Origin of the sequence: Corynebacterium tuberculostearicum (genome assembly GCF_016894265.1) — a bacterium.
Lineage (GTDB): Bacteria > Actinomycetota > Actinomycetes > Mycobacteriales > Mycobacteriaceae > Corynebacterium > Corynebacterium tuberculostearicum_D.
The window spans coordinates 2,419,246-2,433,864 of record NZ_CP069791.1; the positions used below are offsets into that span (position 1 = coordinate 2,419,246).

The window sequence follows — 14,619 nt, forward strand, 5'->3', positions numbered from 1 at the left end:
TGGGAGGTTTCTGCAGCCCGACCAGTAATAACAGGGTTAGCCGGTCTGTAAATCTTGCAAATTTTCGCCTCAGCAAAATATGCAGCGGGACACCCTTGGATTCACTAAGTGTTCATTTTCACTTCATACTAATTTTTCTTTATTAATGCATATTTATATGCAAGGTGTTACTTTCGTTTTGCGCACCCAGCGCACGTTCCGCCAATCTCTAACAAGGAGAGAAAATGACAATAAAGAACTCGCTACAGCCAGCGTAGCCATCGCAGCACTGAGCGGAATCGCCGTACCAGCAGCCAGTGCCTCCGCAGGTGAATGCGGTGGAGGCCTAGTGTGCATTTTCAACGAAGCGAACTTCGGCGGTTTCCTAGGTTCCCGTGGCCCCGGAATCGGAATCATGAACGTTTCGCGCAACGCCAATGACAAGATGTCATCGTGGATCAATAACACTGGAGGCCATGCTGCCTGGTACCAGCACGCCAACGGCGGCGGCAAGTGGCACACCATGACGCCATTCTCCATAACAATTATGTGGGCTGGTGGAGCAACGACCCCTTACCTCGTGGCGCACTAATCGGGGCTGCTAAGTAGACATCCGTTAACTGGGAAGAAGGATGACAATCATCTTTCTTCCCAGCTTCAATATTTCAGAACTAAATGACCCAAATTCACATTCACCAAGTTCATAAAACACTCGGCGTTGGCCCTAAGGCGACTCACGCACTCAAGGGAGTTTCATTAAAAGCCGCACAGGGAGACTTCATTGCAATCTCCGGCAAAAGCGGTTCAGGGAAAACCACTTTTTTGGACATGCTTTCCGGCTTAATCTCCATCGACTCGGGCTCAGTCACGGTTAGCGGGTCAAAGTAGATACCGCTTCTGAAAAGGAATTGCTTCGTCTGCGCAGGAGATTATTGCATTGTCCACCAATCCGATCTCATCATTCCTGAGCTGACCGCCGCCGAAAACGTGCAACTCGTCCTATCAGCAGCAGGATACAAGCCTGTAGATTCTCGAACGGCGGCTGAATCCCTCTTAGAACAAGTAGGTCTCGAGGGACTAGAGACCCGATATCCCGACGAATTGTCCCGCGGCCAATGCCAGCGGGTCGTATTGCCCGTGCGTTGAGCGGAAACCGGTCGATCCTACTAGCAGACGAGCCTTCTGCCGCTTTGGATCAACAAACTCGCGAAGCGTTTTTGCACTGTTTAGAAAACTCGCCAGTCAGGGAACACCATCATCACTGCTTCCCATGACCCGATCGTTCTGGACTATTGCACCCGATCTTTCACCTTGATCGACGGCCTTCTACACAATGCAGAGGAGGCGGAGGAGTCACTTGGTTAGCCAACTTCTATCCAAAATCATTAAAGGACAGCCCAAAGTGCGTCTCATGTACGCACTAGCTGCTCTCAGCATTCTCCTCCTTGCCGCTACAGCCACGAGTGCGATGCTTATGACAATGTCCGCCGAACAACACGTCGCATCGAACCTAGGCGATAACCACCAGCGAGCAGACGCGCCCTGTTTCACTTTCCTTAGGCGACAATATCGACGATTGCCTATCCGCACCGTCAGATCCCAAGCGTTCTCCCGTGAACTTGTATCGCAAGACTTCTACGTGGATACTGACCCCGATCACCGAATGACATATTCGGAGGGTGATTGGGAAGCCAAGGGCCCAGCTACGGTTTAACTTTGGAATCAGGTCGGTGGCCAACCTCTCCGGGGGAAATTATCGCAACCACAGCTAGCGTCTTTCCGAGGAATCAGGGTCAGTGCCTTTAGTAGCAACCTGGAGATTAACGTGGTCGGCACCGTTACCAGTAAATATGTGCCGACCGCAACCGCCGTGTACGCAGCGCCTGGCACATGGGATCTCAGCACCACTCCTTCATCCCCATCTAGTGCTGGGGCGCGCCCAATGCTTTTAGATAACCAGTCTTCGACCAAGAAGAACTAGAAAAGACAATGGATCGCATTGCTCACGTAGACAATGCCGAGTTCAGCGCCAGAGAAGCAGTGAAACTGTCCTACCTCTCAAGGCAATCGCTGGAGAATCAGCCTCCAAAAGCCTTCTTGATGAATACTCGTTTTTCTTCGGAATTTTTGCGTTTCTCTTACCTCTATTTTTCTCAGCCTTCCTAACTGCATGCAAAGGCGCGCGCTCGAAGCCCCAGCCACCCTCTACATCAACTCGGAATATCCAGGAAGAAGTTGTGGGCTATCTTCCACGTACAGATCCTTTTTCTAGTCCTTTCAATTTCAGTGTGCGCTATTGTCACCGGTACGCTTTTTCCTCACCTCTTTAAAACCCATCTAGCAGAGTTGGGTCCGTGCCTGGCCGAGATTTCGTCCTCCCCTGGAAATGGTGCGGGTTGCTTTTAGCATCCGCCTTCTTCCCCCGATCTTCAGCGCACTGACAACTGCATTACCGATCCGGGTTCCAAAAACCCAACCTTGCGGAACATCAACTTTCTGCTAAATGGAAGCGAGCTTCAGCCGGGGCTATCCCGGCACTGTGCGCCATAGCACTAGCAACCGTATTGTTCGCTGGGGTAGTCGGCCCGGAATTTTCACAACTCTTGCTCCAATCCCTACGTTAGCGCTCGCGATAGCGTTGACGCTCGCTGTACTATTTCTATTAAAAGCGATTCCCCAACGTCACCGAGTCACCTGGCCCGTCGCTTTCTAAGTTCGCACCGTTTTCTTCCGCTAATTGGAGTAGTCCTATTGTCCAGTACAGCAGGGATAGCAATCTTCAGCAGCAACCTGGCCGCTAGTATGACCGCCTCAGAAGCTGAATCCTACGCACCAATTGTCGCGCCCGACCAAGCAATCTTGACCCTGCCAAATGAAATGGATTCTGCGAGAGAAGCTGCACAGAATTCATTAGTATCCCAAGGTGACTTGCCCGAACCCATTTCTGCACAGCAGCTTTCCGCAGTGTTGCCGATGACTCCTGATGTATCGGGAACTTTTGGCATTCTTTCCGTGCAGGATGCCAAGAGTTGGGAAAGGCTTACGACGAAACGCTAACCTCCGACGAAAGGCAAACCCTTGAAGCCGGTGGTGTCCTTGTCCGCGACAAGAAACTTATAGATGACTCTCACACACAGATCACCGATTCAAACGAAAAATCGCACACGCTCGATGCCCAAGAGGGTTCTTTTGGAAACTACTGGGAGAAACAAGTTGGCGGTGTGGTGCTAAACAGCACCGCACAAAGTCTTGAAATTCCTAGCACTTCAACCCTATGGATATTCGACGGATTATCCGCCCAAAAGGCAGAACGAGTGCCAGAAATCGCTAATTATCTTGGTATACCTGAGGATATCCAGCTTTCCAAAGGCTATGAAAGCGAGACCCCCTTATCGTTCTACATCAGCCTTACAGCAGCTCTGCTTTCTGCAATCGCTATATCCTTTGTGATTGCGCGTGGACTAAATACCAGTATGAACACACTGCACACCACCTTTTTCCACTTGGGTCTGCGCCGTGATTGGAGCCTCAAATCGCTTTCTTGGGCCATAGCGATTATCTGCCTAAGTTCCCTGCTCATCGGAGTCTTCAGCGGTCTCGCCCCGTTAGCAGCATATAGCTTCTTGCTCGGTGATGGCTTCCTGTTCGCAGTCGATTGGACAGCAATGGGCTTCACCATCATTTCAGTCCTAGCGGGCACCCTATTCGGAGCATTCATTCAACAAAACACCTTCACCGGCACTAATCACCTCTCCACTCGGTCCGCGGTCACAAGTCTCATTGACGGTGGGTCTCCCTTCGTTATATGGTTACCCACATAGGTGGTAAACCCATACACCACGGAAGGAATCACATGCCGCATGTACGAGAGGCCGCACCATGAGCGATACCCGGCCCATTTATCAGCAACTAGCAGGAGGGATCAGGGACATGATTATTTCCGGTGAGCTCGCCGAGGGCGAACGCGCCCCCAGCACCAATGAGCTTTCGGCTTTCCACTCCGTTAACCCAACTACCTCCGCAAAGGCACTAACCGTCCTCTTCGAGGAAGGCCTGCTGGAAAAGCGGCGCGGTTTGGGCATGTTCGTGCGCGAAAGCGCGCGCAACAAGGTCCGCCACCAACGCCAAGAAGCCCTTAGGGAAGACTTCATCGTTCCGCTTCTCAAAGAAGGAGCCGCGCTGGGCTTAAGCGCCAGCGATATCGCCGACCTCATCGAAGCCGAAGGAGACCATCATGACGCACCTTAAGATGCACAATGTCAGCTGCAAGCGCCGCCTGCACGTGCCACACCTGGAGCTCACCGCCGGCATGTATGGGCTAATCGGGCCCAATGGCGCGGGCAAGACCACACTCCTGCGCACAGTGGCCGGGTTCCTGCCCGCAAAGGGCAGCATCGATAGCTCGCAGGTGGCGATTGCGCGCACCGGCGCCGATATCTTGCTCGCCGGTTCCACCGTGGCCCAGCACCTGCGCGCTGCACAGCACGTGCGCGAGGGATTCGACGTGGGGTATGCGGGGGAGTTGTTGGATAAGGTGGGCGTCGATAAGCGCAACAAGAACCGCACCTTGAGCACCGGCCAGCGCCAACTGGTTGCCTGTGCCACTGCCCTGCTGCGCGCACGCCGGTCCCCTCCTCGATGAGCCTTTCAACGGCCTGGACGCGCCGACGCGCACGCGCTTGCGCGAGCTCATTATCGCCCACGCCTCCGGCACCCCGGACTGGCTGCTGGTGCTTTCTTCTCACCGCGCCGAGGACCTCGTCGGTCTGGTTGACCACGTCATTACCGTGCACGACGGCACGGTCATAAACCCACCGACCTGGAATCCCAACGGCCGCACTACCCCGTGCTTAGCGGCAGCACCAAAGACGTGGAGCAAGCACTCGCGCTTGCCGACGCCCTCCCCCTCCACCATTCCTCCCTTGGCTCCACATCCAAGGTGCACGCCTGGTGCCCGGCCCCGTTCCCTGCCGATACCGCAGCCGCCGCCCAGGTCACCGTCTCCTACCTCGACGACGGCCAACTCATTGATTCCCTTGTCTCCCGCGCCCACGAATCCGCCCGCACCCCACAAGAGGAGTCCTAGCCATGCAGACACTCAAGACCTTTAATCTCAACGCCACCAAGGCGCTCATCGTCATAAGCATCATCGTCGTGTTGCTGTGGGCCCTGCCCTACTTATTGAGGAATGACTCCTCGGCAGTGGGTCCAGCAGGGTTTTACTGGGACTTTGTAGCGATCCTTCTCTGGGGAATCTACTGCGCTTTCGCTGCAACCGAGTATCGTGCTTTGCGCGGTTTAGGAATAAGACCTCGCAAATGGCTCGCCAGCATGCATGCAACATTGTGGTTAGGCTCACTTAGTTTCGGTGCTGTAGCCTGGGCTATCTATTACATCGCACGGCAGGGCGGGGACGATATTTTTCCTTCCTGGGTTGTTACCTCCAGCGTATTCGGCACACGTCCCATTCTTAGCTACATAGCCACGTACGGCAGCTTCGCCTGCGGTCACCTGCTGGTCGGATATATTGGCGCGCTCATAGGGTCGGTGGTAAGTAGCGCCAATCAAAGCTCCCTCCTAGCGCGGATTCTGTTCATCATCGGCATTATTGTGGGCCTTGCTCTAGCAAATGGTCTCCTGATTACCCTTATCGAGGCTTTCGGGAAATGAGAATTGGCGCCCCCTGGCCCGGCCTATTCTTCTTCACGGGCTTAAGCATCGTCATTTGCTCGGCTGGCATCCACTTCATTGCGCGGCGCATCCAGCCTTAACCTGCCCCGGTGTTAAATGCACCGATTCCCCCGCCTCCAAGAAGACTGCAGTCTCTGGAGCCGGGGAAATTCTTGTCATACGCTGCCTCTGTGCTTGAGGCGGAGACGGTGTGGTTTACTCCAGATCGTCGTGGGCAACGAGGCGTCGCGCAGCCTCGGTGATGGTGCCCGACAGGGACGGGTATACGGCGAAGGAGTCGGCCAGCTGGTTCACTGTGAGCTGGTTGGTTACGGCCATGGCGATAGGCAGGATGAGCTCGGAGGCGGTCGGCGCGACGATGACGCCGCCAATAACTCGTCCGGAGGTGGCGCGGCAGAAGAGCTTGACAAAGCCGTGCTGCAGCGAGCGCATCTTCGCACGCGGGTTGGTGTTCAGCGGCATGGTGATGGTGCGGGCGGCGACCTCACCGGCCTCGATTTCTGCCTGGGTAAAGCCTACGGCTGCGATCTCTGGGCGCGTGAAGACGGCGTTGGCCACGGTCTTCAGGCGCAGCGGGGACACGCCCTCACCCAAGGCGTGGTACATGGCCACGCGGCCCTGCATTGCGGCGACGGAAGCCAGCGGGAAAAGGTCGGAGCAGTCGCCCGCGGCGTAGATGCCGGCGATATTGGTGCGGGAGACGCGGTCGACCTGAATGTGGCCGGACTTGGCGGTTTCTACGCCGACATTCTCCAGCTTGAGGTCCTGGGTATTCGGGATGGAGCCGATGGACATAATGACGTGGGAGCCGGTGATTTCGCGGCCGTCCTGCGTGGTGACCAGGACGTTGCCGTCCTCGGTGCGGTTAACGGTTTCCACGCGGCAATTCTTTTCCAGTTCCACACCGCGCTCGCTCAGCACGGTCTCGAGGACGTCGGCCGCGTCGGCGTCGTCATGCGGCAAGATGCGGTCACGGGAGGCAACCATGGTGACCTTCACGCCCAGCTCAGCGAAGGCGGAGACGAACTCGGCGCCGGTCACGCCAGAGCCGACGACGATGAGGTGCTCAGGAAGCTCGGTGAGGTTGTATACCTGCTGCCAGGTGAGGATGCGCTCGCCGTCTGGCTGCGCGCCCGGCAGAATGCGTGGGGTCGCGCCGGTAGCTACCAGGACGAGTCAGCGTCGATGGTTTCCTCGTGGCCGTCCTCGTTAAATACGGCGGTAACCTTGTGGCCGCCGAAGGCATCGGCTTCCTGATCCTCTGGGAAGTAACCACGGCCATCGATAACGCGAGCGCCTAGGGATTCCACCGTGGCGCGGATATCGGAGGACTGGTTGCTTGCCAGGTCCAGCACACGCTTATTTAGCGCGGTGAGCGATAGGTCGGCTTGGCCAATGCCCTCGTTGAGCTTCATATCCTCGGCGCGGCGCAGGTCGGTCTTAATATTGGCGCCGGCGATAAAGGACTTGGAAGGAACGCAGTCCAAGATAACGCTATTACCGCCCATGCCTTGGTCTTCAATAATGGTGATTTCTGCACCATATTGGCGCCTATTTGGCGCCTGCCAACGCGGCCTCATAGCCTGCTGGGCCACCGCCGATGATGACGATTCGCTTGGTCTGGTTCAACACGCACTTGCTCCTTTATCGGCTCCACTTTAAAGTCGCCTACGAGTTTAACGTGTAGAACCTTTCAGCGCGTTAGTCTGTCTCCGCGTTCTCCCCTATGAACTGCTCAACCACGGCGCCGAAGAGTTTGATGCCCACGCCTATGGCCCGCTCGTCGACGATAAGATCGCCCATGTGCAGGTCATGCTGCTCGCCTTCGCCGGACCAGCAGCCAAGCCGCGCCATGGAACCGGGACCTTTTCTAGGTACCAAGAAAAGTCCTCGCCGCCGGAGGACTGCGGGGCCTGTACGACGGCCTGCGGGTCGATGGATTGGGCGGCGGAGGCAAGCAGGGCGGTGGCGACGTCGTCGTTAAGCACCGGCGGAACACCCCGGTTATAGGTCAGCTCGTGCTCTACGCCTACCGCGCAAGGATTTGATCCACCAGCTCGGTAAAGAGGCTTTGCATATCGCGCCAGATGCCAATATCGGCCGTGCGCATGGTGCCGGTTAGGCTGCCAGTCTCCGGAATGGCATTGGGCGCATAGCCAGAATTGACCTGGCCAAAGACCAAAACGGTGCCGGTACGCGGGTCAACGCGGCGCGAGAGCAGCGCGGGCAGTTCGGTAATGACCTTTCCTAGGGCATACACAACGTCGGCCGACAGGTGCGGCCGGGAGGTATGCCCGCCTGGGCCCTTGATATTGAGCTCCACCACGTCGGTAGCAGAAGTGATAGCCCCGGCGCGGATACCGATGCGCCCCACGCGCAGCTTGGGCTCGGCGTGGATGGCAAAAATGGAATGCACACCTTCCAGCGCGCCCCATTCGATAACGTCGGTTGCGCCGCCGACCCATACTTCCTCGGCCGTTGGAAGATGACTCGAATACCCAGCGGCAGGTCGTGGACGCGCTGAAAATCCGCCAATGCGCAGGCCAGGCCCAGCGCCACGGTCGTATGCACATCGTGGCCGCAAGCATGCATCTTGCCGGGAACCTCGGAGGTATATTCCAGGCCGGTGACCTCGGTGACTGGCAGGGCATCGATATCGGCGCGGAAGGCCAGCCGGCCTAGCTCCGTATCGGGGCCGATGTCGACCATGAGACCGGTCTGTGGGAAGCGCTGTGGCTCCAGACCATAGTCCTGCAAGACGGTGGCTAGGAAGTTGGTGGTTTCCACCTCTTGGTTCGCGGTTTCCGGTGGCGGTGGATATGGCGCCGCCACGCGATGACCTCCGCACGGTGGGCATTGAACCACTCGTTGATGAATTCCGAGATCATCCGCGTGCCTTCCCTGTCGTTGAAATACGTCTGGGTGCAAAGTCTACAACTAGACCATGTGGTTCAGTAACTCAGGTGGTAATGCGGGGTGCGCTAGCTCAAGGCGCCATTCCACGTGGCAGCAAACCTACGCCGGTCCACGTATCCCCGCGGGAAAGGCGCGACGTCCTCGGCGACGACCACCGCGGAATCAGCCAAGTGCCCTTCCACCACGTCCCCCGGCCGGCAGCAGTACCGCCGGCGGGATTTCTAGAGCCAAGGCCAGCTTATATACCGTAGACAGCTGCGGATCGGCCATGGCGTGCACGCCATTTTCGTTGCGCTCCAGATTAGAAATTTGGCTGCGAGAGACCCCAGAAATCTCCGCCAGCGCCTGCTGCGAAATCCCCCGACGCTGTCGCACCCGCCGCAATTGTTGCGAAAATCCGTGGCCGTAGCTCGACCACATTAGATGAATGAACTCATATTCTCCCCCTGGAAAGTGCGGTCGCCTTTCCAGGGAGAAGATTACCTTAAAGTCGATATTGCGCGACCGTAGAGGCGGTCGCCGCATCGCCCAAGCCCGGCACGATATAAGCATCCTCGTTGAGCGAAGGATCGATAGCGGCGGTAACTAGGCGCACCGGCAGATCGGATTCAGCCAGCGCATCCACACCCGCTGCGCCGAGACCATGCAGATGCGGTGATATCGGTGGCGCCACGATCGGCAAAGCAGGCGCAATGCGTGCAGCAGGGAACCACCGGTGGCCAGCATTGGATCCACCACGAACACCGTGCGGCCGGTCAGGTCCTCCGGCAATGCCTCCAGGTACGGCACCGGCTCATGCTCTCTTCGTTGCGCGCCATAACCGATAAAGCCCCCTGCGCATCCGGAATCATGGACAGGGCCGGTCCACCATGCCCAGCCCGGCGCGGATGATCGGCACGATGATAGGCGGGTCCTGCAGGCGGGTGCCCTGTGCGGTAGAAACCGGGGTGGCGCAGTCGAAGTTCTCCACGGCAAGGTTGCGGGATGCTTCATAGACAAGCATGGCGCCCAAGTCTTTCAGGGCGGCGCGGAAAGCGGAGTTATCGCTGCGCGCATCGCGCATGAGGTAAGGCGGGAGGCGGCAAGCGGGTGGTCTACTACGTGGATGTCCATGACCACCACTTTAAACTTTTTGGGAACCAAATGGGCCATCGGGCAGTCCAATAGGGCATGAGACCTTTCACGATCGATACTGACTATGCCCGCCACCTCGCCCGCGACCTGCACGCCCAGTCCCAAGGGAGAATCCGCCCCATCCCGTTTTGCCTGAAGATTCCGCATTCACCGCTTTCAACGAGGCGGTGCATGCCGCGCTCGATATGTGGGCGCGCGCATGAGCGTGCTGCGCAACGATATGGGGCAGGTTGCCCACTCCGGTTTCCAGATGTCGCGCGAGCAGAAGACACCGATGCCTCGCTAGGCCAGCACCTTGGGGCGGCGATGTAGATGCTCGATACCGCGCTAAGCAGATTGCCACCATGCAACCGGCGCAGCTTCCGGAAGTTGAGCTTCCTCGTGTGCCGGATCTTTCCGCCGCCGAGCCTTTGGCCGCTATCGCCCACGGCAATCCGCTCCCCTACTCGAATCGGCAAAAGTATCGATCTCGATAATGCAACCATTTCTGCCGCGCTCGGACAGGCCCGCACCTTAGTGGCGGGCACCATCCGGGACCTGGTGGGTATCGCCACACAGCTAGTGCGCCGGGCCCTGCCCACCGCGCTGGGCTTCCTCTCCTTGGACCCGTCCGCGCGCGCCGCGGCTATGGCCAAGCTGCGTGCGCTTGTCTCCCAGCACCTGGGCATGGCTACTGCTCGCGTGCAGCGCTTGATGGGTGATCTCAGCGCGGCCGCTCAGTCTTTGCATCCGGTAGCGCAGCGGCCGGTGCGCTCCGCGCTTGCCGACGCCCCCGTACACCCCACCATCTCCCAAAATCCCACTGCCCTTCCGGAACAATCCGCGGTAGGCGCTGGAGCCGATGCCACGGCGAATGAGGCTCACTCTGCCTCGCCCACACCAGAGCCCTCGGCCGAAGGAGGTTCGGCCGCCGGTCAGGCTGCCGTCGCCGCCGCGAAGAGCCAAGTGGGCCAGCCCTATGTATGGGGCGGTACCGGAAATGGCGGGTTTGATTGTTCGGGACTTACCCAATGGGCCTATTCGCAGGCCGGGTGGACTTACCCCGCACCGCGGATCAACAAGCGGTGGGCCAGCAAGTCAGCGCAGACCACTCCAGCCTGTGACCTGGTGGTATGGGATGGGCACGTGGCAATGTATTCCGGCAATGGCGAAATCGTGGAGGCCGGTGATCCGGTGCAAACCAACCCACTGCGCACCACGAATATGGCATGCAATTCAAAGCTTTTGGCGCCCCACAGCCTAGGCCGTGCGCTCTCGCGCACTGCTTAGGGCGTTGGGTAGACTAAAACGCCATGAGCACCCGCGCAATTGTACCTGTAAAGCTCTCGCTGACCGAGGCGATTTTTATACCCTCTGGGCACCCAAGTGGCGCCAACATGGCTCCGAGTGGCAGGCCTTTTTGGGCGACGACGAGGCCGTCCTAGCCTTTAACTCACCCGCCGAGCTGCTGTGCTTCGTGAGTCTGGCACCAAGCACGATTTGCTGGACCAACCCGCAGGTGAACCAGTTTTGCCGGCCGCGATGCGGACCGCGTCACCCCGGCTAAGCGCGATGAGTATGACCTCATCGGCATGCCGGAGGCACTGCTGGTCGCCCGGGCCACCAGAACGTATCCACGGTGGCCCGCAGCCTGAGATGGCCTCCGCGCTTGCCGACGTCGCTGGTGCAGAGCCACCACCATCTTCTCGCCTCCCACTCCATCCTGCGCAATGTCTCCCGCGGCGCCGACACTACTCCGGCGAACAGGCATGAGCGACTGGTCCGGCGTGGGCCACGTCATCGCCGGCAACTGGAAGAAGGTCATCGAGGACCTGATGAGCACGTCCGCGTGGTCTCCAGCGATGACTTTGATGCGGCCAAGGTCTCCGATGCTAAGGAGCGCATCTCTTCTTCTGCTGCCGCCTCCGCTGCAGCGGCCAAGGAAGCCGAGGAGAAGCGCAAGGCCGCCGCCGAGGCCGCTGACCCGTACGATAATTCCCCGTGGGCCGCCGCCGGCATCGATCCCATCAAGATCACCGCGCAGTCCAAGTCCGTCTACACCCTGCGCACCTACCTGACGGCAAGCCCATCTTCTTGGGCAAGTGGGGCGAGATCTTCACCTTCGACTCCCGAAGACCCTGTGCGCTGGATCATTGACAACGATGACCACGACCTAGCCCGCGTATCCACCTGGGAAGAGGTTGTCGCCGCCGCTAATGCCGGCGAGCTAGAAGTTCAGGTCCACCCGGATAATCAGTACTCCTTCAACGGCATCGTGCGTGATATCGAAAAGGGCCCAGAGGCCGTCGATTCCGATCAGATGGCGCGTGCTATGAGGTATGCGCCGATGCCCCGACTGGGCCGGCGACGATTCCATTAACTCCTATATGCTGGCTCACCCGCCTGCAGGACTACTTGGGCTACATGCTCGGCTCCACCGAGCACGCCGGCTACGTTCCTTCTAAGCCGTACAACGAGCACGCTGAGTCCTGGAAGGGCTTGGAAGATATGCTCATCAAGCGCTTCTCCAGTTCTAAACCCGTACGGTTCGCGCGGCCCCGGTCCGCGCGTGGCATCCGCCGCCTAGCCTCTGCCCCCACTGCACAGCAGCTGGACGGAGACGGGGCGGCTTTTGCGTTTAATCGCCCGCTGCTTCTTCTCGTGGCGTCGGCTCCGGGTCCGGTCGCGCATGTATTTATCGAAAATCAGCCACACGACAAAGCGCTGAGGCCAACAATGGAGCGGCCCAGGGTACCTATCCCAAAGACCCCGCCCAATATCAGCCGAGAACAATCAGGCTGAACGAAAAATACGACCACGACACGTGCGTGTTGTATTTCATCGATCGTCCTCCCCTAGTACGTGACTTTAGAGGTGGCGCGGAGGTGGTCATGAGGGCGTCGATAAGCTCGCGCGATTGTGGCGCCTTGGGTTTAATCTGGTCGAAGCCGTGATAGGCGCCGGCCCACGTCGAGGGTGGTGTCTACACCGCGGCGTCGAGGCTTGGGCAAAGGCCACGGATTCATCGCAGAAAAGGTCGATGCCACCAACCCCGATCCACGTTGGCGGCAGGCCGGAAAGATCACTGCTCGTGGCCGGCGAAGCATAGGGCGGCAGGTCAACATCCAGATGGTCATCTCCCAGGTACATCGACCACGCGCCGCGGTTCGGGCCCGCCGTCCAGATGAATTGGCCCACCGCACCGGACTTATCCGTCGTGCGGTGATCCACATGGATAGACCAAGCCGAGCGCGCGGACCGGATGTCCCTCATCAAAGGCCCGCTGAACCAAGCCCGCGGCCAAGCCACCACCGGCGCTATCGCCGGCGACCGCGATGCGCGAGTATCACGCCCAGCTTATCGCCGTTTTCTTGCACCCAGCGCAGCGCGGCGTAGCACTCATCATGGTCCGCGGGGAACGGCTCCTGGGTGGATTTGGTAGCGCGGGGCCACCACGATGGCACCGAGCTCGGACGCCATGCGGGCATTTTGCGGGTCATACATGGCCGGGCCACCGATAGATGGCCGCCGCCGTGCGTCCACACCACCACAGGGCGCGGGCCCAGCGGTGGCTGTGCCCTGAGCATCGCCGCGTGGGGTAAGCACGCGGGCGCTAAAGGCGTGGCCGTCGAAGGAAGCGGAAAACTCCGTAATATCCACCGCGTGCCGCACCGGACGGGAGAAATCGATGCTGGCAAAGAAGCGGCTGGCGCGGGCAAAGGTGGCGTCGGCAAGCGGTGCATAGGAAGGTACAAAATCGGGCTGCGCAGACCCGTGCCACCTCGCGCAGGTACGGCCGGCGGCTGAGGCATACGCCGCCATGCCCGCTACCCCGACCACACCGGTCAGGGCAGCCCCGGCCTTGAGAACTCGCGAAACGCGCATTTAGAATCGCGCAGGATACGCTGTGCCAGCGGCTCAGAGGAAGCCGGGTTCTGGCCGGTGTACAGGTTGCGATCCACGATGACGTTCGGGGACATCGGATCGGTTTCCTGGTAATCCGCGCCGAGCTCGCGCAGGCGGGTCTCCAGCGCCCACTTAGCGGCAGCGACCATCTCCTCGCCTTCCTCGGCATTGCTAAAGGCGGTCATCTTGTAGCGCTTGAACGGCCAGTTCTCGTTATCCACTGCCAGCATCGCTGCCGGGCGTGGCAAACGAGGCCGAGCGCGCGGCCGGAATCCATGCGAGCCTGCAGCAGCTTCGCGAATCCTGGTCATAGGCCAGATCCTCCATCGGGCCATGGCCGCCTGGGTAGAAAATGAGGTCATAGTCTTCCTCATTGACATCGGCCAGGTTCATCGGGTTCTCCAGCGCCACGCCCAACTCCGCCAAGTAATTCTCCTGCGCCATGCGCACGTTATCGGGCAGTACCTCAAGGCTGTACTCATCTACCACGGAGCCTTCGCACCCGGGTGGCGAAGTGAATATCCCAGCCTGCGCCTTGGAAGACGCGGGCGGGGCAATAAGCTCCTCGGCCCAATAACCGGTCGGGCGCTTGGTGCCATCGGCCAGGGTCCATTCCTCAGCGGCGGTAACAACAAAAAGTACGGAAGGCATGTAATTCTCCTTTAGTCAGTAGTTTCTTCAGCGGCGTCTGCCAAAGACTCTTCAGTGTCTGGGCCTGCCAGCTCGGGGTCTGAAAGTTCTCGTATGCTGGCAGGATAACCGTTTCTAGCAGATGCTGCCGTAATTCCTGGTCAGCGAAGGAATTCTCCACCGCTTTGACGGTGAGATCGAAAAAATTCCTCTAGCCCATAGCCAAAGGTCTCACTCAGCGCGAGGAACTGCTTAGTCAAGGTAGTCTCGCCTGAGGAAATCGCGCAGGTAAAGCCCAGCTGCTGCAGCAGTGGCAGTGGGTGGTCGGTCAGCTCCTCGGCCTCCTCCAGTGGGGTAAAGACCAGGGGGATATGGCGGTCGCGG

The 14,619-nt window shown here is 59.0% G+C and carries 13 protein-coding genes and 7 pseudogenes; 11 read left to right on the forward strand and 9 right to left on the reverse strand.

What is annotated here, in order from left to right:
• Positions 1–178: 178 nt before the first annotated feature.
• From I6J28_RS11545 to I6J28_RS11580, 9 genes and pseudogenes are all read left to right on the forward strand, one after another.
• Entirely contained in the window at positions 179–571 is a 393-nt protein-coding gene (locus I6J28_RS11545; RefSeq protein WP_204610056.1) for a peptidase inhibitor family I36 protein, read from the forward strand.
• An 83-nt stretch (positions 572–654) separates the two neighbouring features.
• Positions 655–1,125: pseudogene (locus I6J28_RS11935) on the forward strand (ATP-binding cassette domain-containing protein).
• Positions 1,126–1,968: 843 nt separating this feature from the next.
• On the forward strand, positions 1,969–2,145 hold the full coding sequence (locus I6J28_RS11555; RefSeq protein ID WP_204610058.1) for a hypothetical protein: 177 nt from the start codon (positions 1,969–1,971) through the stop codon (positions 2,143–2,145).
• A 636-nt stretch (positions 2,146–2,781) separates the two neighbouring features.
• Complete coding sequence (locus I6J28_RS11560) at positions 2,782–3,036, forward strand: hypothetical protein (protein ID WP_204610060.1); 255 nt, start codon at positions 2,782–2,784, stop codon at positions 3,034–3,036.
• On the forward strand, positions 3,009–3,800 hold the full coding sequence (locus I6J28_RS11565) for a hypothetical protein (RefSeq protein ID WP_204610062.1): 792 nt from the start codon (positions 3,009–3,011) through the stop codon (positions 3,798–3,800). Before I6J28_RS11560 ends, I6J28_RS11565 begins: the two co-directional genes overlap by 28 nt.
• A 58-nt stretch (positions 3,801–3,858) precedes the next feature.
• Positions 3,859–4,227 (forward strand): GntR family transcriptional regulator, encoded by a 369-nt coding sequence (locus I6J28_RS11570; RefSeq protein WP_204610063.1) that lies wholly within the window; start codon positions 3,859–3,861, stop codon positions 4,225–4,227.
• The gene (locus I6J28_RS11840) at positions 4,214–4,621 is read left to right on the forward strand and encodes an ATP-binding cassette domain-containing protein (RefSeq protein WP_275431215.1); all 408 of its coding nucleotides are present in this window, start codon (positions 4,214–4,216) and stop codon (positions 4,619–4,621) included. The genes I6J28_RS11570 and I6J28_RS11840 overlap by 14 nt, the downstream gene beginning before the upstream one ends.
• Before the next feature lie 228 nt (positions 4,622–4,849).
• Positions 4,850–5,065: a hypothetical protein gene (locus I6J28_RS11845; protein WP_239454612.1), complete on the forward strand. Its 216-nt coding sequence runs from the start codon at positions 4,850–4,852 to the stop codon at positions 5,063–5,065.
• Positions 5,066–5,067: 2 nt separating this feature from the next.
• Positions 5,068–5,649 (forward strand): transglycosylase, encoded by a 582-nt coding sequence (locus I6J28_RS11580; RefSeq protein WP_239454613.1) that lies wholly within the window; start codon positions 5,068–5,070, stop codon positions 5,647–5,649.
• 216 nt (positions 5,650–5,865) lie between these two features.
• Here the strand turns inward: I6J28_RS11580 and I6J28_RS11585 are convergent.
• The 4 pseudogenes from I6J28_RS11585 to upp all read right to left on the reverse strand — a co-directional run.
• Positions 5,866–7,302 (reverse strand): annotated as a pseudogene (locus tag I6J28_RS11585) (NAD(P)H-quinone dehydrogenase).
• 69 nt (positions 7,303–7,371) lie between these two features.
• A pseudogene (locus tag I6J28_RS11590) lies at positions 7,372–8,558 on the reverse strand (amidohydrolase).
• Between the two features lie 220 nt (positions 8,559–8,778).
• A pseudogene (locus tag I6J28_RS11595) lies at positions 8,779–9,006 on the reverse strand (helix-turn-helix domain-containing protein); the annotation flags it as partial.
• A 66-nt stretch (positions 9,007–9,072) separates the two neighbouring features.
• Positions 9,073–9,699, reverse strand: a pseudogene (gene upp, locus I6J28_RS11600) (uracil phosphoribosyltransferase); the annotation flags it as partial.
• A 537-nt stretch (positions 9,700–10,236) separates the two neighbouring features.
• Here upp and I6J28_RS11605 point away from each other — a divergent pair.
• Complete coding sequence (locus tag I6J28_RS11605) at positions 10,237–10,989, forward strand: C40 family peptidase (RefSeq protein ID WP_204610065.1); 753 nt, start codon at positions 10,237–10,239, stop codon at positions 10,987–10,989.
• A 379-nt stretch (positions 10,990–11,368) separates the two neighbouring features.
• Positions 11,369–12,079, forward strand: a complete 711-nt coding sequence (locus tag I6J28_RS11850) for a hypothetical protein (RefSeq protein WP_239454614.1) — start codon at positions 11,369–11,371, stop codon at positions 12,077–12,079.
• Positions 12,080–12,588: 509 nt separating this feature from the next.
• Here I6J28_RS11850 and I6J28_RS11920 read toward each other — a convergent pair.
• The 5 genes and pseudogenes from I6J28_RS11920 to I6J28_RS11625 all read right to left on the reverse strand — a co-directional run.
• The gene (locus I6J28_RS11920) at positions 12,589–12,849 is read right to left on the reverse strand and encodes an alpha/beta hydrolase fold domain-containing protein (RefSeq protein WP_275431228.1); all 261 of its coding nucleotides are present in this window, start codon (positions 12,847–12,849) and stop codon (positions 12,589–12,591) included.
• A gap of 58 nt (positions 12,850–12,907) precedes the next feature.
• The gene (locus tag I6J28_RS11925) at positions 12,908–13,003 is read right to left on the reverse strand and encodes a hypothetical protein (protein WP_343287597.1); all 96 of its coding nucleotides are present in this window, start codon (positions 13,001–13,003) and stop codon (positions 12,908–12,910) included.
• A gap of 98 nt (positions 13,004–13,101) precedes the next feature.
• The gene (locus I6J28_RS11855) at positions 13,102–13,584 is read right to left on the reverse strand and encodes a hypothetical protein (RefSeq protein WP_239454615.1); all 483 of its coding nucleotides are present in this window, start codon (positions 13,582–13,584) and stop codon (positions 13,102–13,104) included.
• Positions 13,545–14,256, reverse strand: a pseudogene (locus I6J28_RS12045) (type 1 glutamine amidotransferase domain-containing protein). Before I6J28_RS12045 ends, I6J28_RS11855 begins: the two are co-directional and overlap by 40 nt.
• An 11-nt stretch (positions 14,257–14,267) precedes the next feature.
• Positions 14,268–14,619 (reverse strand): annotated as a pseudogene (locus tag I6J28_RS11625) (adenosine deaminase); the annotation flags it as partial.